18 protein-coding genes are annotated in these 21,741 nt (G+C 65.7%); 7 read left to right on the top strand and 11 right to left on the bottom strand.

Going from position 1 to position 21,741, the window contains the following annotated elements; genetic code table 11:
- Window positions 1-133 precede the first annotated feature (133 nt).
- Window positions 134-1,141: a hypothetical protein gene (locus tag ACTIIH_RS08485; RefSeq protein ID WP_441451419.1), complete on the top strand. Its 1,008-nt coding sequence runs from the start codon at window positions 134-136 to the stop codon at window positions 1,139-1,141.
- An 89-nt stretch (window positions 1,142-1,230) separates the two neighbouring features.
- Here the strand turns inward: ACTIIH_RS08485 and ACTIIH_RS08480 are convergent, their stop codons facing one another.
- Window positions 1,231-2,640 (bottom strand): APC family permease, encoded by a 1,410-nt coding sequence (locus ACTIIH_RS08480; RefSeq protein WP_441451418.1) that lies wholly within the window; start codon window positions 2,638-2,640, stop codon window positions 1,231-1,233.
- Between the two features lie 109 nt (window positions 2,641-2,749).
- Here ACTIIH_RS08480 and ACTIIH_RS08475 point away from each other — a divergent pair, with 109 nt between their 5' ends.
- Window positions 2,750-3,142, top strand: coding sequence for a hypothetical protein (locus ACTIIH_RS08475; protein WP_441451417.1), 393 nt, complete (start codon window positions 2,750-2,752; stop codon window positions 3,140-3,142).
- On the opposite strand, the gene ACTIIH_RS08470 is transcribed toward ACTIIH_RS08475, so the two are convergent.
- Window positions 3,078-4,004, bottom strand: coding sequence for a LysR family transcriptional regulator (locus tag ACTIIH_RS08470; RefSeq protein WP_441451416.1), 927 nt, complete (start codon window positions 4,002-4,004; stop codon window positions 3,078-3,080). The genes ACTIIH_RS08475 and ACTIIH_RS08470 overlap by 65 nt on opposite strands.
- A 140-nt stretch (window positions 4,005-4,144) precedes the next feature.
- On the opposite strand from ACTIIH_RS08470, the gene ACTIIH_RS08465 reads away from it, so the two are divergent.
- Both ACTIIH_RS08465 and ACTIIH_RS08460 read left to right on the top strand, forming a co-directional pair.
- Window positions 4,145-5,533, top strand: a complete 1,389-nt coding sequence (locus ACTIIH_RS08465) for an aromatic ring-hydroxylating oxygenase subunit alpha (protein WP_441451415.1) — start codon at window positions 4,145-4,147, stop codon at window positions 5,531-5,533.
- 113 nt (window positions 5,534-5,646) lie between these two features.
- Window positions 5,647-6,876 (top strand): FAD-binding oxidoreductase, encoded by a 1,230-nt coding sequence (locus tag ACTIIH_RS08460; RefSeq protein WP_441451414.1) that lies wholly within the window; start codon window positions 5,647-5,649, stop codon window positions 6,874-6,876.
- Between the two features lie 22 nt (window positions 6,877-6,898).
- Here ACTIIH_RS08460 and ACTIIH_RS08455 read toward each other — a convergent pair whose 3' ends face one another.
- On the bottom strand, window positions 6,899-7,972 hold the full coding sequence (locus tag ACTIIH_RS08455; protein WP_441451413.1) for a proline racemase family protein: 1,074 nt from the start codon (window positions 7,970-7,972) through the stop codon (window positions 6,899-6,901).
- Window positions 7,969-10,089 (bottom strand): oxidoreductase, encoded by a 2,121-nt coding sequence (locus tag ACTIIH_RS08450; protein ID WP_441451412.1) that lies wholly within the window; start codon window positions 10,087-10,089, stop codon window positions 7,969-7,971. The genes ACTIIH_RS08455 and ACTIIH_RS08450 overlap by 4 nt, the downstream gene beginning before the upstream one ends.
- Before the next feature lie 152 nt (window positions 10,090-10,241).
- Between ACTIIH_RS08450 and ACTIIH_RS08445 the strand changes: the two genes are divergently transcribed.
- Window positions 10,242-10,982, top strand: coding sequence for a GntR family transcriptional regulator (locus tag ACTIIH_RS08445; protein WP_441451411.1), 741 nt, complete (start codon window positions 10,242-10,244; stop codon window positions 10,980-10,982).
- Between the two features lie 120 nt (window positions 10,983-11,102).
- Here ACTIIH_RS08445 and ACTIIH_RS08440 read toward each other — a convergent pair whose 3' ends face one another.
- Window positions 11,103-12,647, bottom strand: coding sequence for an aminotransferase class I/II-fold pyridoxal phosphate-dependent enzyme (locus ACTIIH_RS08440; RefSeq protein WP_441451410.1), 1,545 nt, complete (start codon window positions 12,645-12,647; stop codon window positions 11,103-11,105).
- A gap of 91 nt (window positions 12,648-12,738) precedes the next feature.
- Between ACTIIH_RS08440 and ACTIIH_RS08435 the strand changes: the two genes are divergently transcribed.
- Window positions 12,739-13,743 (top strand): LysR family transcriptional regulator, encoded by a 1,005-nt coding sequence (locus ACTIIH_RS08435; RefSeq protein ID WP_441451409.1) that lies wholly within the window; start codon window positions 12,739-12,741, stop codon window positions 13,741-13,743.
- 9 nt (window positions 13,744-13,752) lie between these two features.
- On the opposite strand, the gene ACTIIH_RS08430 is transcribed toward ACTIIH_RS08435, so the two are convergent.
- From ACTIIH_RS08430 to ACTIIH_RS08405, 6 genes are all read right to left on the bottom strand, one after another.
- Entirely contained in the window at window positions 13,753-15,138 is a 1,386-nt protein-coding gene (locus ACTIIH_RS08430) for a tripartite tricarboxylate transporter permease (protein ID WP_441451408.1), read from the bottom strand.
- Window positions 15,135-15,557, bottom strand: coding sequence for a CTL/SLC44 family protein (locus ACTIIH_RS08425; RefSeq protein WP_145997949.1), 423 nt, complete (start codon window positions 15,555-15,557; stop codon window positions 15,135-15,137). Before ACTIIH_RS08425 ends, ACTIIH_RS08430 begins: the two co-directional genes overlap by 4 nt.
- Before the next feature lie 48 nt (window positions 15,558-15,605).
- The gene (locus ACTIIH_RS08420; RefSeq protein WP_101594017.1) at window positions 15,606-16,541 is read right to left on the bottom strand and encodes a hydroxymethylglutaryl-CoA lyase; all 936 of its coding nucleotides are present in this window, start codon (window positions 16,539-16,541) and stop codon (window positions 15,606-15,608) included.
- Window positions 16,538-17,812: a hydroxymethylglutaryl-CoA reductase, degradative gene (locus tag ACTIIH_RS08415; RefSeq protein ID WP_441451407.1), complete on the bottom strand. Its 1,275-nt coding sequence runs from the start codon at window positions 17,810-17,812 to the stop codon at window positions 16,538-16,540. The genes ACTIIH_RS08420 and ACTIIH_RS08415 overlap by 4 nt, the downstream gene beginning before the upstream one ends.
- Before the next feature lie 150 nt (window positions 17,813-17,962).
- The gene (locus ACTIIH_RS08410) at window positions 17,963-19,861 is read right to left on the bottom strand and encodes a helix-turn-helix domain-containing protein (RefSeq protein WP_441451406.1); all 1,899 of its coding nucleotides are present in this window, start codon (window positions 19,859-19,861) and stop codon (window positions 17,963-17,965) included.
- 78 nt (window positions 19,862-19,939) lie between these two features.
- The gene (locus ACTIIH_RS08405) at window positions 19,940-21,220 is read right to left on the bottom strand and encodes a pyridoxal phosphate-dependent aminotransferase (RefSeq protein WP_441451405.1); all 1,281 of its coding nucleotides are present in this window, start codon (window positions 21,218-21,220) and stop codon (window positions 19,940-19,942) included.
- A 219-nt stretch (window positions 21,221-21,439) separates the two neighbouring features.
- Between ACTIIH_RS08405 and ACTIIH_RS08400 the strand changes: the two genes are divergently transcribed.
- The gene (locus ACTIIH_RS08400; protein WP_441451404.1) at window positions 21,440-21,739 is read left to right on the top strand and encodes a TetR/AcrR family transcriptional regulator; all 300 of its coding nucleotides are present in this window, start codon (window positions 21,440-21,442) and stop codon (window positions 21,737-21,739) included.
- The last annotated feature ends 2 nt before the right edge of the window (window positions 21,740-21,741 follow it).

Genomic DNA, 21,741 nt, shown 5'->3' with positions numbered 1-21,741 from the left:
TCATTCAAATCGAAACAATCAACCGAGCAGATCAAGCATGTGTAGTTCACAACTTATATTAGGCTGTTAATGCAAGAGAAGTTCTCTATTAGGACTTTTTCTGAGATACGGCGTGATCGATCTGGAGTTGCGGATGAGTACGAACCCTCCCGGGCGCGGGGATGAGAACGAATGGGACGTCAACGACCGGTCGGGAAGCCAATGGTCCTCGCAGCCCGGATCCCAGCCGGGTCCGCAGCCAGGTCCGCAGTCGGGACCTCAGGCGGGCAGCGGGTGGGGCGCACCTCCGCCGCCTCCACAGTCACCTCAGCCGCAGCGCCCGTATATCCAGACCCCGCACTCGCAGAGCGGCCCGCCTCATCGCAACGGTCAGCCTCCTCATCAGCAGTGCGGGCCCTCCCCGGCTCAGGGCGCCCAGCCTTTCCCCGGCGGCGGCTACGCGGCCGCCCATGGAATGCCTCCACAGTCCGGCCAAGCTGCATACCACCAACAGCCCTACGGCTACGGTCCGGGCCCGTATCAGCAGGCCGGACCGCCGGCACAGAAGAAGCGCGGCGGAATGATTGCCCTCTTCGCCGTCATCGTGATCGTTCTTGGTGTGGGCATCGGATGGGGCGCGGCGAAATTCTTCTCGAAGGATCCCGAGGACCCCGCCACCGTCGCCTCCACCGACGAACCGACGAACGCTGCCAGCGATGACGGTTCGGCTGCGGCCAGCAGTTCACCCGAACCCACGGAGACCGAATCAGCGCTGCCCGACGACCCGAAGGAGGCACTCAAACAGCTCGCCGACTCCGACGGACAGACAGCGAAGAGCGAACTCAACGGCAAATGGGTGCCGCAGCTGAGTTCGAAGAAGGTCGGCCTCGAAGCCGAGGGAAAGACCTGGGACGAAGAAGCGATTCTCGAAGAATTCGAAGGGCTGCGCGAAGAGTTCCCCCGCGTGAAGCTCATCTGGTCAGGCGATTTCAGCAGCTTCAAGGAAGACAACTTCTGGGTCACCGTCGTCGGCATCGGCTACGACGACCCCGATGACGCTCTGTCCTGGTGCTCATCGCATGGCCTCGGCCCCGACAGCTGCTACGCCAAACAGCTCAACACCTCCGGCGGCTACGACGGAACGACCCGCCTGCAGGACTGAGGTCCCGCCAGTATGACCGATGACTCCATCGCCGAGGCGGCCCGCCATTCTCATGCCTGGATGGATAGACGAAGGGCCACCTGAGCGGCTCATCCGTGGATTCGCCGCCGGTTGTTCACCGCGAACACCGCAATGCCGGTGACGAGCCAGATCGCGCCGATGACCAAGGCCAGAGGATTTGCGCTGACGAGCACTGCGATGAGCAGTCCGGCGCCGATGACCGGAATGACGCCGTGGTTGAACCAGTTGGGAGTCTCGCTGCCCTGCTTCTTCACGAGGAAGTATCCGACCACCGAGGCCTGAAGGAAGATGAACGCCGTCAGCGCCCCGACGTTGACGATCGAGGTCAGCTGGTCGAGACCGTCGGCACGGGTCGCCGCCCACCCGGCCACGATGACGTTGCCGCCGGCGGCCACGAGGATTCCCTTCCACGGCACACCGGTCTTCGGGGCCACCTCGGCGAGGAATTTCGGCACCTGACGGGACCGTCCCATGTCCATGAGGATGCGGGAGCCGGCAGCCTGACCGATCATCGCGGAGAACGCTGCGCCCACGGCCTTCGCCAGGGCGAGCAGCCAATGCAGCCACGATCCCAGCGTCGAATCGACGGCACTGTAGTAGGCGGCTCCCTCGAGCGAAGGATCTGCCTGCAGCTCCGCCGGAGTCAACGGTGAGAGCAGACTGCCCACCCAGGTCTGCGCGACGAAGAAGACACCTGCGAGCACGAGGCAGATCAGCGTGGCACGGCCGACGATCCGCGGCCCGCCCGTGGCCTCCTCGGAGAACGTCGCAAGCGAATCGAAGCCGAGATACGACAGGACGGCCACGGACACGGCCGCGAGCACCGCGGTCACGGAGAACGCATCGACCCCGGTCAGCGGGGTCAGCCATCCCCGCGTCGGGCCGTGCTGGACGAGGTAGGCGATGCCGAGGACGAGGACCAGGGCGAGGACGGCCACCTCGGCGAGGACGACCCCGGTGATCACCCGGGAGGCGACCTTGACCCCGGCGAGGTTGAGCCCGGTGGTCAGCACGACGGCGACGGCCACGAACACCCAGACGGGCAGGGCCGGGAAGATCGAGTTCAGCGCGATCCCGGTGAACAGATAGGCGACCGAGGGGATGAAGAGATAGTCGAGGAGGATCATCCAGCCGGCGACGAAGCCGGCCGGTTTTCCGATTCCCGCCGAGGCATAGGCGAAGACCGTGCCCGCGCGGGGGACCTCCCGTGACATGCGCATATAGCTGACTGCGGTGAAGGCCATGACGATCGTCGCGACGATGTAGACGAGTGCCACGGCCCCGCCCGAGCGGGCATCGAGGGTGCCGAACACGCCGACCGCGGCCGCGGGACCGATGAAGACGAGTCCGAAGAAGACGAGCTCGCTCAGGCCGATCGTCCGTTTGAGCGTCCCACCTCGCGCCGAGGCGGCCGTGTCCTCGGGTGCGGAAGTCTGAGTTTCGTTGTCGACCTGGTTGGACCGATCATCGGCGGTCATATCGTCCATCGTGGTGCCCGTCTTTCGAAGTGTGTGCTTCAACTCTACGCGCAGGTCATGGCGCGGTTTCGAGACCCCGATAGGATCGGGGGAGAGGAAGGAGACCCGAATGACGTATCACCCGCAGATGATCCAGCCCGGTGGGTTCCCGCCGGGAGGCGTGCCTGCGAAAAAACCGTCCGTGGTGCCGGGAATCCTCCTCATCATCGCCGGAGTTCTCGGCCTCGGGGTGGGGCTGTGCATCCTCGTCATCCCGATGTTCCTGTTCCTCCTCGGAGGCGGTGGCAACGTCGACGCCTTCGATGATTTCGCCTCCGGTTTCTACACCACCGGATTCGCTGTGGCCGTCATCTCCGTTCTGGTTTTGATCGCCGGGATCGTCCTCACAACCGTCGTCGCGAGGAAGCGGCGCCGAATGCGACCGCAGGTCCGGATGGTCAGGTCCCCTGGCGGGCCGCCGTTTCAGCAGACTCCCGGAGGACCTCCAATGCCGAGGCGATGATCGGCTGAGCGCCCGAACCGCGGCGGATACCCGAGAGGATCTTCCGCGACGGCACCGGATCACCACGCAGCGGCACACGCACCACATCGAAGCCGTCCGGCAGGCGTGCCAGGCGAGGAATGAGCGCAACTCCGAGTCCCGCGGAGACCAACGATGCCCCCGTCTCCCACTCGCGTGACTGGTGTGCCTGTTCCGGCTGGAAGCCGGCCGCCGCGCACGCCGTGCGCACCAGACGGTGATACGGCGAACCCGCCCGGTCGAGGATCCAGGACTCTTCGGCGGCTTCGCTCAACGCCACATCTGACTTCTCTGCCAGACGGTGTCCGACGGGAACCAGCAGATCGAGGCGATCGCTGAACAGCGCCGACTGTTCGAAACGAGGATCGCTGCGCGGCGGCAGCGGGTCGGTGGCCACGACCACGGCGACATCGGCATGGTCGGAGATGAGAAGGTCGAAGCACTCCTCGGGGTCGGCTTCGATGATCGTGACTTCCGAGCCCGGGAACCGCTCCATCACCGTCAGGGCCGTCGGTGGCAGCAGAGCGGCTGCGGCAGTGGAGAATCCGCACAGACGCAGCCGTCTGGTGCGCGTATCTCGGCTGGTGCCGAGGCCGTCGAGCTCGCCTCGGATCTCCTCCCACCTGGTGAAGAGCTCCTGAGAGCGTTCGAGGAGGAGCTGACCGGCGCGAGTGAGGACGAGTCCGCGACCGCGCGGTTCGACGACACGCACGCCGAGATCCTTTGATAAGCCTCTGAGCTGGTGCGATACAGCCGAAGGGGTGTATCCGAGGCGGTGTGCCGCCTCGGTGAGAGTTCCGACTTCGGCAAGGACCCGAAGGACGTGGAGACGCGGATCGATCATGCAATAGTATTGCACGTTTCGGATGAAGAGGATTCGCTTTTCTTCAGCAAACCCCTGGCGGACACTGGGGGCAGGAGCACGAACTCCACGGTCGCGGTCGGCGAAGGGGCCGACAGCAGGCGCGGCCGAGACACGACGAGGTGGTGGACGAATTGACTCTGGCGCCAGAGCAGAAGCGGACCGATTCCAGCACGAGCGGACCCGCTGGGTCGGGTGCGGCTGCCAGATCGGGCGGGCACGGCAGGACCGATATCGACCGACTCATCGACGAACGTGTGCCCGGCTATTCGCTCGCGGCGCCGTTCTACATCAGCCCGGAGTTCTTCTTCCGCGATATCGAGGCGATCTTCGCCTCGACGTGGATCTTCGTCGCCTCTGCTGCCGAAGTGCCCGAGCCCGGTGACTACCTCACGGTCGACATCGGCGCCTACTCCGTCATCGTCATCCGCGATGACGACGGTGCGATCCGGGCGCACCACAATGTCTGCCGTCACCGGGGGACTCGGCTGCTCAATGATCTGTCCGGCTCGGTGGGCAACATCGTGTGCGGCTATCACCAGTGGACCTACACCCCTGCCGGAGAGCTCATCTCTGCAGGCGTTCAAGCTCCCGGCTTCGACCGGAGCTGCTTCTCCCTGCGTTCGGTGAACCTCCGCGTCATCGGCGGGCTCATCTTCATCTGTCTCAGCCCGACTCCGCCCGACGATATCGATGAGGTGGCCGAGGTCATCGAGCCCTACCTGACCGGGCATGACATTGCCGGGACGAAGGTGGCTGCGCAGAGTGACCTCATCGAGGACTCGAACTGGAAGCTCGTCATGGAGAACAACCGTGAGTGCTACCACTGCGAAGCCGGCCACCCGGAGCTGACGTGCACGTTCTTCCCTACCTACGGCTACGAACCCGACGAGATTCCCAAACGCCTGCAGCCGGCGTACCAGCGCTACCTCGACGCCGAGGACCAGCTGCATGCCGACTGCGACCGCAACGGCCTGCCCTACGGACTCGTCGAGGAGCTGAGCGGTCGGCCCACCGGATTCCGGATCGAACGGGCAGCTCTCGACGGGAAGGGCGAGTCGTACACGATGGACGGATCGGCCGCCTCGGCGAAATTATTGGGCAACCTCGACACCTTCGTTCTGGGCCGGGCCTCGCTGCACGTGCAGCCGAATATGTGGTTCCACGCGATGGGCGACCACGTGGTGACGTTCAGCCTGCTGCCGTTGGCCGAAGACAAGACGCTGGTGCGCACGACCTGGCTCGTCCACGCCGATGCGGAAGAAGGAGTCGACTACGACCTCGACAACCTCACGACGGTGTGGCTCAAGACGAACGAACAGGACGCGACCTTCTGCGAACGCGGGCACCTGGGAATCTCGTCGCCGGCATATGTGCCGGGCCCGTATGCTCCCACCGAATCGCAGGTCGATGACTTCGTCACCTGGTACATCGAACGTCTCAAGGCCCATCGAGAGCAGCGGACCGTGCAGTTGGGCAATGGGCAGTTGGAAGGAGCTGAGCGACGATGAGGTACCGCCATTCGACATTGGCATCCAGGCTCACTGATGCGGTGGCGGCAGTGACGTCCACCGCGGCAGGGCACTCTGCAGCTCAGGCGCCGGCAGGCAAGGGGACCTTCCGTGTGCCCACCAAGACCGGACGCACACTGCCCGCGCAGACTCCGCCGGCCGCCTGGGCCGCTCACACATCTATGGTCGCCCCGTCCGCTCATCCGGCCGCGACCGCCTCGGTCGAACCACCTGCTCAAACTGGCCAGTTGGCCGTCGTGGCGGATCCTCCGCTCGACCCGGAACTGCTCACCGGCCCCGTCGAGGTCACCGGCATCACCCAGGTGACCCACGACGTGATGACCTTCGAGCTGCGGGCGGGATGGATGACAGCCGTTGACTTCGCGCCGGGTCAGTACGTGACGATGCGCATCCCCGAGCTCGGTCTCGAGCGCTGCTACTCGATCTCCTCGGCGCCCTTCGGCACGAACATCTTCACCATCACGGTCAAGCGTGTGCCCGGGGGAGCGGTGTCGACCCATCTGCACGACAACGTGCGCGTCGGCGATCGGCTGCACGTGGACGGGCCGTACGGGCTGTTCAGCACGAGCTTTCATCAGGCCGAACGGCACCTCTTCCTGTCCGCCGGCTCCGGAATCACCCCGATTGTGTCGATGGTCCGCAGCCTGTTGGCCCGACAGGGAGGGTTCGGCACCGACATCGCCTTCGTCCACAGTGCCTCGACGCCGGAAGACATCATCTTCCGCGCCGAGCTCGAACAGCTCGCCGAGGTCGCTCGAGTCAACGTCACCATTCTGTGCTCCCGGGATTCCGAGACCGAGGCCTGGGCTGGTCGGCGGGGTCGGATCGATGCGTCCACCCTCGCCGAGGTGGTCCCCGACGCGGCCGACCGCGAAACCTTCGTGTGCGGGCCTGGTCCGTATATGGAGGCGGTACGGCCCCTGCTCGCCGAGGCGGGGGTGGCATCGGCGCGAATGCATGAGGAGTCGTTCGTCTTCGCCACCTCACCCGCCGACCGTGTGGCTCGAGCTGGGGCGAGGGCCCGTGCCGCCGGGGCTGGGTCCGGCGGAGTCACCGGTGCGAGGCATACCGTCGAGTTCACGGTCTCCGGGCACGTGGTCGACTGCGATGAGTCCACGACCGTGCTCGACTCTGCGCTGGATGCCGGCCTGTCGGTACCCTCATCCTGCTCGGAAGGCGCGTGCGGAACCTGCAAATCCGTGCTCATCAGCGGCGAGGTCGAAATGAAGCACGCCGGAGGCATCCGGCCGAAGGAGATCGCGGCGGGCAAGTTCCTGCCCTGCTGCTCGACCCCGCTGACCGACCTCGTCGTCGAGAGGTGAGCGGCTGCCGGTGGGCCGAACCTCACCGCAGTACGAACCCGGGCACGAGGTCATCGAGCGGGTCGAGCTCGAACGTCGCAGTGGCCACGCGGTGGGCGCTGCCGGTGACGACCGGGATGACGCCGTCGGCGGTCTCTTCGAGCACTCGCGCCCGGAACGTCGTGCCGACGATCGACTCATGGACGAGTGTCTGCTCCGCGCCGAGCTCACCGGCGGCGTGGAGGGCGGCGACTCGAGCCGCCGTTCCCGACCCGCACGGCGAGCGGTCGACCTGACCGTCGGCGAAGACTGTGACATTGCGCTGATGCAGTTCGCCGCCGGGCAGCGTGCCGAACCGGTCGACGAAGACCGTGCCGTAGACACCGGAGAGCCTGTCATCCTCGGGGTGGACGGTGTCGGGATGATCGGCGAGACCCGCCTTGACCTCCCGGCCCAAGGCGATGAGCGCGGTGAGATTCTCGGGCACGACTTCGCAACTCACTTCACCGAGGCGGCCCACCTCGTCGGCCTGAGAGGAACCGGCGGCGGCACCCAACTGAGCGACGTCGACGAGCGCGTAGACCGCCCCGCCCCACGCGAGATCGACAGTGACCGGCCCCAGGCTCGTATCCACTGTGATCCCCGAGGCGACGAGCCGGCTGGGCACGTTGACGAAGTCCACCCAGGCGGCCCGTCCCTCGGAGTCCGTGTGCACCTGCGCGCGAACTCGACCCGAGGGCACGTCGATCGTGACCTGCGTGGTCCCGGACGGGTCGACGGCGACGATCCCGGCTGACACTGCCCACGCGCCGAGCGCCATCGTCCCGTGGCCGCAGGCCGTGGAGAAGCCGTCCTTGTGCCAGAACAGGACCCCGAAGTCAGCCTCATCGTCATCGGGTTCGGTGATGAAACCGCCGTACATGTCCGCATGCCCGCGCGGTTCGAAGCACAGCAGCCTGCGCAGATCATCGGCCGGCGAACCGGGTACGGCCAGTTCCCGACGCTGCGCCACACTGCGACCGGGGATCTCGACCGGGGGTTCGGCGACGATCCGGAAGGGTTCGCCGCCGGTGTGGAAGTCGACACTCGTGCAGACCGTCGTCACCCCTGTGCTCACAGCCCCATTCCCATTCTCAGCCCTTCCAGTACCGCCGCATGCACATTGCGGGAGGCGACGGCATCACCGATCCGGTACAGCGCGAACGGGTGCCCCGCCTCGGTGCCGGTGGCCTCGGGATCCGGGCCGGATTCCGGCTGCGGCCGTCCGTGGACCCACGCCTCGAGATCCGTGGCCCCGTGGTTCGACGACTGCGACTTGAGCTCGAAATAGACCTCATCGTTGGGCGTCGTCCCGAAGTCGACGACCACGGCATCGGTGACGACCTCCGTCTCCCGATCCGAATAGTCGTTGCGCAGCATCGCCACGATCTCCTTGCCCTCGATCCGCGGCTTCCGGCTCAGACGCTCGCCGAGGCGGACCTCGACTCCGAATTCGGAGAACACCCGCAGATACGCGGGGGAGTTCATCGACCCCACGTCGATGCCGATCGTGCGTTCGGGACTGACGTAGGTGACCTGCTGACCGGCCCGAGCCAGGCGTTCGACGGCGTCGAGCGCCGGGTAGAACCCGTGGTCGTCGAAGACGAGCACCCGCTGCTTCGACTTCAGCCGGTCGTCCATGACATCCCAGACGTCGAAGCTCGGACCCTGCTCACGGAAGGGATACCCGGCATCGGGAACCCCTCCGGTGGCGACGATGACGACGTCGGGGTCGAGTGCGAGGATGTCGGCCGCCTCGGCGACGGTGTTCAGGCGCAGGTCGACACCGTGCTTCTTACACTGCTGGACGCGCCAGTCGATGATGCCGATGAGGTCGCGGCGCCGCTGCGAGCGGGCGGCGATGCGGACCTGCCCGCCGGGAGCGTCCTCAGCCTCGAGCAGGGTCACCCGGTGCCCGCGCACGGCCGCGACACGAGCGGCTTCGAGTCCGGCGGGACCGGCGCCGATGATGACGACATGCTTGGGCCCGGTCGTGACGTCGTGGGGAACCTCCTGCGGCAGATCAGCCTCTCGGCCGGTAGCGGGATTGTGGATGCAGGTGGCCGAACCGGAGGTGTAGATGGAGTCGAGGCACATGTTGGCGCCGACGCAGGGACGGATATCGTCCTCACGTCCTTCGGCCACCTTGCGCGCCAAGTACGGGTCGGCCAGCTGCGCGCGGGTCATCCCGACCAGGTCGAGGCAGCCGTCGGTGATCGCGAACCGGGCGGTCGCGGCATCGGAGATGCGCGCGGCGTGGAGGACAGGGATGTCGATGGCCTCGCGGATGCGACGGCACGTCTCGAGCCAGGGTGCCGAGGGCGTGCCCATGCCGGGGATCGCCTCGGCGAGCTGACGGTCCGAGTTGATCATCCCGACATTGAGGTTGAGGAAGTCGATGCCGTGATCGGTGTAGGTCCGCAGGATCTCGGTGGCTCTCGCCTCGTCCATTCCGTCCTCGCGGCGCTCGTCGACGGCCATGCGGATGCCGAGGACGAAATCATCCGGGACGACCGCGCGCACGGCATCGATGATGCGCATCGGGAACGTGATGAGATTGTCCAGTTCGCCGGAGAATTCGTCGTCGCGGTCATTGAGCCACGGGGCGAGGAAGGAATCGAGCAGGTGACCGGCGTGCATGACCTCGAGTCCGTCGAATCCGGCGGCGGCCACGCGTTCGGCGGCGGATGCGAAGTCTGCGACGATGCGATCCATGTCGAAGTCCTCGAGCGCCTTCGTGAAGGACCGGTGCGCGGCCTCGCGGGTCCGAGAGGCCGAGACCAACGGCAGCCAGTCGCCGGCGAAGTTCGAGGACCTGTGGCCCAGGTGGGTCGCCTGGATCATGATGGCCGTACCCTCGTCGTGACAGTCGCCAGCGATCGCGGACAGCCACGGAACCACCTCGTCGGTGGACAGGTCGATATTGCCGAACGCGGCGGGGGAGTCCTTGGACACGATGGCCGAACCGCCGATCATCGTCAGACCGACACCGCCGCGGGCCTTCTCCCGGTGATAGAGGCGGTAGCGGTCTTTCGGCATGCCGAGCTCGGTGTACGCGGGCTCATGCGAGGTCGAGACGATGCGGTTGCGCAGTGTGAGGCTGCCGAGCTCGAAGGGCTGAAGCAGCGGATCGGCGGACGCGTCCGCCGCAGACGTGGTCGGTGCGGGTGTGCCGGTTGCGGGGTCGGCGGTCATGGGTTCCTCCTTCATTGCAGGAACGTCATTGTGGGTACGACTCCGTGGCGGAGTCCGGGTGGGTAATCGATTACCGACTACTTAGTTCAATGGTGCGATCTCGCGGTTATGCTGTCAATAGTTGCCGACCGCGATTCGAAGGGGAGTGTGCGATGGAGCGAGTGAGACCGCAGGCCGAATCTCTGCGCGAGCAGGCATTGGGCATCATCCGCGATGCCATCACCTCAGGTGAGCTCGCCGAGGATCGCATCTATTCGGCAGCGGGCCTTGCCAAGCAGCTCGGCATCTCACTCAGCCCGGTGCGCGAGGCGATGATGGCGCTCGTGACCGAGGGGACCGTCGAGGCCGTGCCCAATCGCGGCTTCCGTCTGGTCACCATCACCGAGGCGGACCTCGAGGAGATCATCGCCATCCGCGTTCTCCTCGCGGTCCCCGCCGCCCGCAGTCTGGCCGAGGCCGGCAGCGATGACATCGTCGGTCGCGGCCTGAATGCTGACGGCGTGCAGGCGGTGACGGCCGGGTCGGTGACCGAGACCGGCGAGGCAACGACCAAATCCGAGGCGATCGTCCGACTGCGCGAACTCGCCGAGGCGACCGTGGACGCGGCAGAGGCCGGCGACTTCGCCGAGTTCTACACGCAGGACCGCAGGTTCCATGAGGCTCTGCTCGAGCGCGGCCTCGGCGGGCGAGCCGCCGCGATCAGCCTCCGCCTGCGCGATCAGTCACGCCTCTACCGACACCAGGATCAGATCGGGGCCATCGCGGTCGATTCCGCTCGCGAGCTGCCGAGGATCGTCGACCTCATCGAGTCCGGGGACGCCGCCGAGGTGGCCGACCTCGTCACGTCGAACCTCTACTTCTTCAAGCGCGTCCCGGCTGACGCCGACGGCTGAAGCCCGCTGTGGCGAATCGGTACACCTTCTTCTCAACTGCACAGGGAGGAACGTGAGCAGTTCAGAGTAGACAGTGCCAAAAGACTGCCTGGGCCTGCCGAGACGGTGATTGCGCGCCGCTCAGTTCCTGACGACCCGATAGGTCTCGAGCCCGGGATCGGCGGCGCCGCGGACGTGCCCGGACGGGCTCGCCGCCACGGCTTGGAGGAAGTCGACGGTGTCGGCGGTGATCTCCTCGCCGGGCAGGACATTGGGGATGCCGGGCGGGTACGCGGCCAGCGAGCTCACGCTGACCCGTCCGACCGCCTCGGCGGCGGTGACGAGTTCGGAACCTGCGAAGTACGCCTCACGCGGGGTCATCGCCAATCGACCGGCCGTGGGCAGCGGTGGGAGGCCGGCGGCCGGGCTCGTTGCCGTGGCGGAGTCCGCGGTCTCGAGGCGCATGGTCTCCAAAGCGTCGATGAGGCGGCCGATGTCCGGGGACTTTCCGATGCCGATGAGGGCGACGAGGGTGGTCGCGGTCGACATCTCGGGGAAGATGTCGAAGTCCTCGGCCAGACGTTTGCGCACCGTGTGGCCATCGAGTCCGGTGGCGGTGATGTCGATGGGCAGGCGGAACGGGTCGATATCGACGACGTCGGCATGACCGAGGAACTCGCCGGACAGCAGGTGATAGCGGTCGGTGGCCTCGATCTGCGCACGGATATGGCGGATGTTCCCCAGCGAATCCGTGATCGCCTCTTTCGAGGTCATGAGTTCGCGGCGGGCCAGGTCGATCGAGGCCATGAGGTGGGCGTTCTCGCTCGTCGAGGCGGTCATCATGAACGCGCGTGCCAGCGCCGGTTCGAGGCGATCGGCGAACTCGGTGTCACCGAGGTGAAGCAACGCGGACTGAGTGAGCGAACCGGCGAGCTTGTGCGTGCTCATGATGACGATGTCCGCGCCCTGGGTGACGGGGGAGGCCGGCAGGTCAGGGTGGAAGCCGAAGTGGGCACCCCAGGCGGCGTCGATGATCAGTGCCGCACCTGCTTCGTGGGCCACCTCGGCGAGGGATTCGACGTCGGCGACGGCGCCGAAGTAGCTCGGGGTCACGAGGTAGACGGCGGTCACCGGCTCGGGGTGATTGCGGATGGCCCGGCGCAGTGCGTCGGGGGTGACGCCGTGGGCGATGCCGTTGACCTCGTCGACGTTGGGGTAGACGAAGCCGGGGTTGAGCCCAGCCAGCACGATGCCGTCGATGAAGCTCGAATGCGCGCTGCGCTGGGCGATGACGCCGGACCCGAGGGTGCCGACGGCCAGGGCGGCCATGCGGTTGCCCTGAGAGGAGCCGTTGGTGAGGAACCAGGTGCGGCGGGCGCCCCAGGCCTCGGCGGCCAGGCGCAGAGCTTCGTCCTTCGGGGTATCGACGCCGAGGTCGATTCCGTCGAAGAGCGGGGGGATGTCCAGGGAGAGGGTGTGCTCGCCGAAGAATTCGGCCTGACCTGCGGAGATGCCCTCGGTCGTGCCGCCGTGTCCGGGGGTGGACAGGAACAGCGAATTGCGGTCGGCCGCGTACGCCAGAGCGTCGGCATAGGGTGCGCGGGACTGCGTGAAGGCAGGATGCGTCGCCGACCCCGAGGAGGAGTGTGGGGCCGGGGGCGTGGGGGAGTCCTGGTGCACGGTCATGCGTCCAGGTTAAAGACGTGAGCGGGTATGTGAGAATAGCAACTTTCCTCCTTTGCTCTATAGTCAGTATTGAACTCGATGGAGGAGAGCAATGGAACCTCTGGACACTCGCGGACTCGTCGCCCTGCGTGCCGTCGCCGAGGCCGGATCCGTGGCCGCCGCGGCGACGGCGCTGTCGTGGAGCCAGCCGACGGTCAATCATCATCTGCGCAATCTCGAGCGGGCCCTCGGCGCGACTCTGCTCGATCGCACTCCGCGCGGATCACAGCCGACGACAGTGGGCAGCCTCGTCGTCGCACGGGCCGCGGAGATCCTGGGACTGTGCCAGCGCCTCGGCGCCGAGGTGGCGCTGTGGCGGGAATCCCAGGCTGTGCCGGTGCGCATCGGGGCCGTGCCCACCGTCGGTGCACGCGTCATCCCGCGCCTGCACGATCAGCTGCAGGCTCGCCCCAGATGGCAGACCCGTGACGAGGCGGTCGCGGGCGAGCGGACCGACGTGCTCACCGCGGCCCTGGACGTGACGATGGATGAGCACGCGAAGCTCGTCTCCCGGCTCGAGTCCGGGGACCTTGATCTCGCGCTGCTCGTGTCGACCGATCTCGATCGGACGTGGATTCCGTCGACGCTGACCGCTGCTCACCTGTATTCGGAGCGGCTGTTTCTGTGCGTGCCGAAGACCATCGGGTCGATCGGCCTCGACGATCATGGCCGACCCGATCTCACAGCGCTGGTGTCCCAGACCTGGGCGTTCAGCATCGACCCCGGTGACGCCATCGACGAGGTGGTCCGCTCCTTCTGTCTGGCAGCTGGATTCGAGCCCCGCGTGGGGATGCGGATGGACGACTATGCGGCCATCAACCGGATGATCTCGGCCGGTCTGGCGGTGGCGATGATCCCTGAGTCATCGCTGTCGGCCGACCCGGACATCACCGTCATCCCGATGCCGCTCAGCGACTGCCGCCGTGACGTGCTGCTCGTCTCCCGGTCCTCGCGGCCGCAGGGGCGCCCTCGTCATGACCCGATCGTCGATGCGCACAATTCTGCCATCGCCGAGGTGGTCGCCGACGTCCGTACCGTCACGGCGCAGTGGCGGTGAGCCGCCCGTTCAGAGCGCGAGGATCGCGGGCACCGTGAGCACCGCGACGTAGTAGCCCATGAACTGGACGCCGGCGTGCATGCCGATGAACCGGTTGAACAGGCCGCCGACGAGTCCGACGGTGAGCGTCACTCCGAGCCCCAGCAGTCCGCCTTCATAGAGGCAGATGACGCAGATGAGCGCGGCGAAGCCGGCGATGATCGCTTCGTGGGAGACCGACTTCATCACCCAGGTCGCCGCCCGGTAAGCGTTCGTCATCACGAAGGGGTAGGCAATGGCGACGGCGATGATCGCCGCGATGACGGAGAAGAGAGCGAACTGACCAGTCGTGAGCAGGTCGTGGAGATTGTTCGTCGTTCCCGCTTCGGCATCGAGGGTGTAGACGGGGGGAGCGTTGAACAGCGGCCCTGCAGGACCGGCCGCCATCGGTGACAGGGGCAAGCCGATCGCGATGAGCGGGATGAGAGTCTCGGCGATATAGGTCGACTCTGTGGTTCCGTTGCGGACTGTGATGACGGTGGTGAGTCGTTCATACCCGTTCTTGACCCGGCTTCCGACGATCTCGCCCATGAGCACCGCCATGGCCACGGGGGAGAAGACGAAGGTCGCGCTGGTGATCGCCGCAGAACCGCTGGTATACGCCAGTTGCTTTCCGGTCAGCACTTTGAAGGGGTTCGGCATCCTCGATGCCCCTGCGGGCCGGACGTCGGGAGCAAGATTGAACTCCCGTTTGCCCGACTGCTGCATCGAGTGGCGTCCGGCGGGGGAGAGCGCAGCGAACAGGTCGAAGATGAGCGGCCCGGTGGCGATGCCGAGGAAGAACGAAGTGGTGAAGGTCGCTTCCTTCTGCTCCATGATGAAGGCCTGCAGGCCGACGATGAGCAGGACGAACGGGACGAGCCCCGCAACCGCAGCGAGTCTGCCCTTCGAGGTGTAGGCGACGAGGACGGCCGCGGCGATGAAGATCCAGGGAGCGGCAGCGCCGATCGCCTCGGCGAAAGGAGTGAGTACGAGGGCGAACACGATCGACAGCGGAATGGCAATGGCAACTGAGACGACTCCACCGGAGATCGCCTTCTGCAGTGCGATATGCGGGATTCCGAGCGACCTCAGCAGCTGCGCCTCACGCAGCATCGGCACCGCTGTGGTGTCACCGGGGATTCCGAGGAGAGTCGTCGGTACGGCGTGGGAGATGTGTTTGGCAATGATCGCGGCGAGGAAGAACGCGAGCACCCCGGCAGGAGGCACCCCGATGAGGATGACAAGCAACGCCAGCGGTGCCACGATCGCCGTCTCGTCCGTGCCCGAGATCAGTCCGATTCCGGTGAAGAGCACCCCGGAGAGAAGCGCCATCCCGACGGCCCACAGGACTGGTTCGATGAGTTCCGCGGTCACTGGTGCCCACCCTTCTCTTGGGCGCGTGCCTCATGGTTGTCGACGAGGGCGTCGAAGAGACCGAGGGCTCGGACTTCTGCCTGAACCGCCGGGCCGAGGTCGCGGGGGTCGCCGAGATCCCCGTATTCCTCGACGACCTCGTCGATGATCTCCTGCCGGTTGCGCGTGTCGGCCGCCGAGGTGGTGATCACTCTCTTGGGTTTGAACAGAAACCCGGAGATCACGGCCCCGACGATGCAGCCGACGATGCCGACGAGTAGAGCATAGGAGTGACCCAGCGCTTCATCGCCTCCGGCGGCGAAGAGATGATCGGCGATGAGGTAGGCCGGGACTGCTGTCCCGACGGCTATGGCGATACCGCCGATGAGATGTCTGGGGTCGACGGTGTCATTCCACACCTCGAGCAATTGCGGCATCATTGCCTGCCTTCTGTCGGCCGACGGCTGTCGGGAACGTGAACGATGGAACTACCGGCCGAGGACGGCCGATGATGTTGCGGATGGAAGCGGAATGCCGAGCTGCTTGCCCAGCCACTGGCTGACCGTCGCCACGGCGTCGATGTCGACGCCGGTGGAGATGCCCAGACCCTGGAGCATCCAGAGGAGATCTTCGGTGGCCAGGTTTCCGGACGCTGTGCGGGCGAAGGGGCAGCCACCGATCCCTCCTGCCGATGCGTCGAACTGACTGACACCTGCTTGAAGCGCGGAGTAGACATTCGCAAGCGCCTGGCCATAGGTGTTGTGGGTGTGCAGGGCGATCCGATCGATCGGAATCCCGGCGCCGACCAGGCTATCAAGAACAGCGGTCACATGACCGGGAGTCGCGGTTCCGATGGTATCGCCGAGCGAGATCGTCAGGCAGCCGGCATCGACGAGGCGACGCGCAGCCGTGGCGACGTGCTCAGGATCGACCGCGCCTTCCCAGGGGTCCCCGAAGACCATCGACAGATAGCCCCGCACCCGCATCCCCGCCGCGGTTGCTGCGCGTGCCACCTCGATGCTGCGGTCTGTGGTGTGTTTGAGGGAACCGCCGAGGTTGGCCTGGGCGAACGATTCGGTGACGCTGATGAAGACCGAGGCGTCTTTCGTTCCCGCTGCAACGGCATCATCGAGACCCCTTCGATTCGGGACGAGGACGGGGAACGCGATTTCGGAGTTCAGGTCGAGGCCTGCGAGCACCGATCGTGTGTCGGCCATCTGGGGAACGGCCCGCGGAGAGACGAAGCTTCCGGCTTCGATGGTCTTCAGGCCGGCATCGGAGAGCCGCCGGATCAGTTCGAGCCGGGTTGAGACAGGAAGCGTGCGTGCTTGCGACTGCAGACCATCTCGAGCGCTGACCTCGCAGACACTGACCTCGGTCGGCAGATTCGATGCCGCGAACCGCTGTGGAAGCTGTACCGTCATCGCGCCACACCGGAGCGGAGTTCGTCGAGGATTGACTGGACCCTGTCGAACCGAAATGCCTTCTCTTCGACCAGGCGGTCCACGATGATCGCGGTCTCCTGGGCGTTCGCTCCGGCAGAGGCCGCGAGGTTCTTCGCATGCAGTGACATGTGTCCGCGCTGCACACCCTCGGTGGCGAGAACTCGCAGTGCCGCGAGGTTCTGCGCCAAGCCGGCCGCGACGATCATCTCGGCGAGATCCTGTGCGGTCGCCACCTCGGCGATCTGCAGTGCTGTGCGCGCGGCGGGATGGACCTTGGTGGCGCCCCCGACGAGACCGACCGGCATGGGCATCTCGAGGGTGCCGACGAGGTCGCCGTCGGCATTCCTCTCAAACGTCGAGAGGGAAGAATAGCGGCCGTCGACGAGCGCATGGGAGTGCGCTCCGGCCTCGACCGCACGCGTATCGTTCCCGGTGGCGAGGACCACCGCGGAGATGCCGTTCATGATGCCCTTGTTGTGAGTGGCCGCTCGATAGGGATCGGCTGCGGCGAGTTCGTAGGCATGGAGGATGTTGTCGATGACCTGGTCTCCGCCGAGCAGCTCCCTGTCGAAGACGGCCCGAGCCCGAGACAGTCGACGGTCCGCCTTGTTGGTGAGGATGCGCAGCAGTGCGTCTCCTCCGGCGATGGCTGCCACGGTTCCGGAGACTGCCTCAGCCATCGTGTTGACCGCGTTCGCCCCCATTGCGTCTCGGACATCGACGAGCAGGTGGACGAGAACATACGTCGTCGTCCGCGCTTCGACGAGGCGGACCTCGAGGCCCTTGACTCCGCCACCGACCTCGACGAGCTTGGGGTCCTGCGCATTGGCCAGGTCGATGATCTCTGCTTGGCGTTCGAGGACACGTGTGCGCGCGGCCTGCGGGTCCGCCACGTTGATGAGCTGGATCTGTGCCTGCATGACGGGCTCGGTCGAGCTTGTGCAGAAACCGCCGTGCGGACGTGCCATTCGTGCTGCGTTGCTGGCGGCGGCGATGACCGAGGCCTCTTCGGTCGCCATGGGTACGAGCACGTCGGTGCCGTTGATCGTGAAGTTGGTGGCTGCGCCGAGAGGAAGCGAGAACACGCCGAAGATGTTCTCGCTGAGGTTGGCGGCGTCTTCGGGACCGAAGGCATCCGCATCGAGCTGGCTCAACAGTTGGGCGTCGAGCCCGGTCGAGGCTGCGACGGCTTTCCTGCGATCACCGACCGACATGTTTCGGAAGTCGGCAATTCGGCTGTTCACTGCCATCGTGTATCTCCAGTCAGGTCGTCATTGGCCGACATAGGCTGTCGGTCGGAGTTCCTCCGCAGAGATCAGTCAAACAATGCACGCGTGAATCTGCCATGTCTTTTTCGGATGTGAATATCGCTCGCCTTTGGCTGTTCCAGACATAGAGGCTTAGAAGGATGACTTCAACTTTTCGAGGCGGAGCGCGACCTGGAGGCGGAACGCCCGCTCCGGTGTCCTCCACTCCTGACCGAGCACGAGATCGGCCCTCTCCAGTCGTTGCTTGACGGTGTTGACATGCACTGACATCTGAGTCGCGGTTCGACGGATGCTCATGCCGGACTCGAAATACTCCCGCAGAGTCGAGAGCAGCTCGGCTGAATGGGTTCGGTCCCATCGGCGCAGCGGCTCGAGCATCCGGTGCATGAATCTCTCCGTTTGCTCCGGCGCGGTGCCAAACATTGCGGTGTAAGGCGCGAAATCCTCCGGGGGAAAGATTCCTTCGCTGATGCCGAGGGAATTGAGGATGCGGATGCACGACCACATTTCGTCCTCGGCGGTGCGCAGCTGCTTCCTGTCGTAATCGGTGTCGGAGATGATCACCAGCGAACTTTCGAGGGCGCCCGACTCTTCGAACAGGGTGTCCAGGGTGGGCCTGTCGCGGATCACGGCGCTGGGCAGGAGCACCGTGATCCCGGGGGATCGCTGCGTCATGAGAATGCGCGGCTCGACGCGGACCAGGCGAGCGGCGATGCGGTCATCGTTTTCGATGTCGCCCTGAATCGTCATGAGTCTCCAGGGCCCGGAGAGGCTGAAGCTGCCGGTTCGGGAACGGGCTTCGAGCTCACTGAGATCACGAGTGCCGGCAATGATGTCGACTGCGAGTTCGCCACGGACTCGGTTCTCGGCATCAGCCCGGGCTTGTTCGTTCATTCGGATGAGCGCGAGCGTCTGCGCCGCCTGGGCGACGATGTTCGCGTCGCCGTCCGCCGGTTCGTCGTTGAAACGCACGAAGAGTGCGCTGTGCTGTCGGCGGTGGGACGCCACCGAGGCGACGTATAGGTGCTGGGCACCGGCGACCTGTGCGCTTCGGCCTGTCGCCCGGCTGTGACTCAGCGCCGTTCGGACGTCGGCATTGTCCACAGTGATGCCGTCGAAGAGCAACTCATCTGCGGGAAAGTTCGGAGAGTCGAGGCGTCCGCTGTCGACGACGCTCACGTCGGCCTCGAGCAGTTCGGAGATGGCGTCGAGAACTGCGGGGACCCCCTGACCCTGTAGGACGAGCTGCGTCAGCTGCTCCTCGACCTCGACGAGCCGTTGGAGGGTGCTGGCCTGCGCGGCTGCCGTCTCTTCGGCTTCCGCGGAGGCTTGGGCCGCCTCTGCGAGGTCTCCCATCAGCTGCGCTGTCTTCAGCACTACGGAAGCGTGGTCTGCGAGAGCCGACAGCAGGGTGATCTCGTCGGTGGTGAAGTCATGTGGGTAGCGGTTGGCCGCGAAAAGGGCGCCGAGGACTTCGCCGTCGACGACCATCGGCACTCCGAGGAGTGATTCCATGCGCTCGGCCTTCACCGCGGAGTCGACGCGTCTTTCGTGAGGCAGTCGGGTCAGATCGTAGTTCGACGTCCACTGTGCGGCGCGATCGCGCACGACCTGTCCCGCCAGTCCGACGCCCGGAGGCACTCGCAGTTCTTTGAGATTCGCCGAGATCGCTCCGCGACTTGCCTGAACACGCAGGTCGTCGGTCTCCGGATAGTACTGCGAGAGGTAGGCGATATCGCATCCGATGAGTGTTCGGGCACGGTCGACGAGCTTCTGCAGCAGCTTCTCGGTGTCGCGCACGCGGATGAGCTCCGAGGCGCTTTCCAGGAGGGCCGAACGCTCGCGATCTTTCTGCTTCCACCGGGTCATGGTCGCCGAGAGATCTGAGAAGGAGTCGATGAGGTCGGGGTGGTGCTCAAAACAGCGGGCCAAGGCAGCGCGGTCCAGATCTATCCCGCGGGAGAGAGTTCCGACGATCTCGGCCACGGCGGTGCCGGACACGGTCCCCGGCTCATCATCGATCTCTGTCATGAGACCAGTGTCGCAGGGGCTCGGTGCCTCCGCCGCACCCGGCATCGGATGGGTGTTTCGCCCGAGCGCTCGCCGCCGTCAGCCGGCAGCGGCTGTTCCTGCGTGCTCGGTTTCGCGCACGACGGGCAGCTCGCACGTCGTCGAAGCGACCTGCCGGTAGCCGGAGAGGAACGTGCCGAGGCGTTCGATCGCCTCGGTGAGCACTTCGACCGACGGCAGGGTGACGAGTCGGAAATGGTCGGGCTTCGGCCAGTTGAAGGCCGTGCCGTGGGAGACGAGGATCTTCTGTTCGCGCAGCAGATCGAGGGCGAACTGCTCGTCGTCGGTGATGCCGAACTTCTCGACATCGAGCTTCGCGAACATGTACAGCGCACCGTCGGCCCGGTGGGCCGAGACGCCGTCGATCGCGTTGAGCCCCTCGTGGGCGACCTGCATCTGCGCGCCGAGGCGGCCCGTCGGCAGAACGAGATCATCGATCGACTGCTTCCCGCCCAGGGCCGCTTGGATCGCGTGCTGGGCCGGAACGTTCGAGCACATGCGCATATTCGCGAGCAGCTTGATGCCCTCGAGGTAGCTGTGAGCTTCGTCCAGCGGTCCGGTGATCGCCAGCCAGCCGGAACGGTAGCCTGCGACCCGGTAGGCCTTCGACAACCCGGAGAAGGTCAGGCACAGAACATCGTCGCCGGTGAGCGTGGCCATGTTGACCAGTTCGACGCCGTTGTAGGTGATCTTCTCGTAGATCTCGTCGGAGAAGACGATGAGGCCGTGGCGGCGGGCGAAGTCGGCGATCTTCTGCAGCGTCTCCTGCGAGTACACCGCACCGGTCGGGTTGTTCGGGTTGATGACGACGATTCCGCGGGTGCGTTCGGTGATCCGGGATTCGAGGTCGTCGAGGTCCGGCTGCCAGGCGTCCTCTTCCGCGCAGCGGTAGTGGACCGGGGTGCCGCCGGACAACGCCACCGAGGCGGTCCACAGCGGATAGTCCGGGCCGGGCACGAGGATTTCGTCATCCGGGTTGCACAGGGCCTGCAGGCTCAAGGTGATGAGTTCGCTGACTCCGTTGCCGAGGTAGACCTCGTCGGTGCCGAGATTGTGGATGCCGCGGGTCTCGTAGTACTGGACGACGGCACGGCGGGCCGACAGGATCCCCCGCGAGTCCGAATACCCCTGCGTCACGGGAAGGTTCGCGGCGATGTCCTGGACGATTGCCTCGGGGGCTTCGAATCCGAAGGGGGCAGGGTTGCCGATGTTGAGCTTGAGAATCGTGTGCCCGGCGGCTTCCATCGCCTGGGCCTCTTCGAGGACGGGTCCTCGAATGTCATAGAGGACATTGGCCAACTTCGACGACTGCCTGAACATGTGAACCGGAAAACCTTTCATACGACTGCTGCTACCTCCACGCTAGGACCCCCGCCGAGGTGGTTCTGACCAAACAGAGGCCCGTTTCCCAGACCTTTGCTCGGTTCGGAGGACCGTTGTGCAGACCTTTTGCAACCGGGCCTCACGATACTCTGGGGAGCATGGCGGGTGTGAAGCCGGGGCCGCGTCGAAGGGGGCGCCCCCGTAAGGAAAGCGGCAGTGACGCTCGCCGGCCTCTTCGCGGAAGTCGTCAAGCTTCCCGTGCGACCGGACCGCATCATCCGCTCGGCTTTGGACGTCCCGGACGACCGCCTCGGCGAATCACTCGTGCACACGGTGCTGAGTGTCTGGGAGCGGACAAGCGTGAAATCGATCGGGGTGACCGTTCTGCGTTCCGCTGTGAGCGATTCGGCCGCCGGCCGTCTGATCAGACAATTTCCCCTGCGCGAACGTCGCAGCGGCACCTTGGAGCGGCTGTTGTCGATGCCGTTGGGACGCGGCGACTTCATCCTCGGATAGAC

This window comes from Brevibacterium sp. (assembly GCF_052105255.1).
GTDB classification, from domain to species: domain Bacteria; phylum Actinomycetota; class Actinomycetes; order Actinomycetales; family Brevibacteriaceae; genus Brevibacterium; species Brevibacterium linens_B.
Note: the sequence above shows the minus strand (reverse complement) of the source record. Positions and strands in the feature narration are given on the sequence as shown.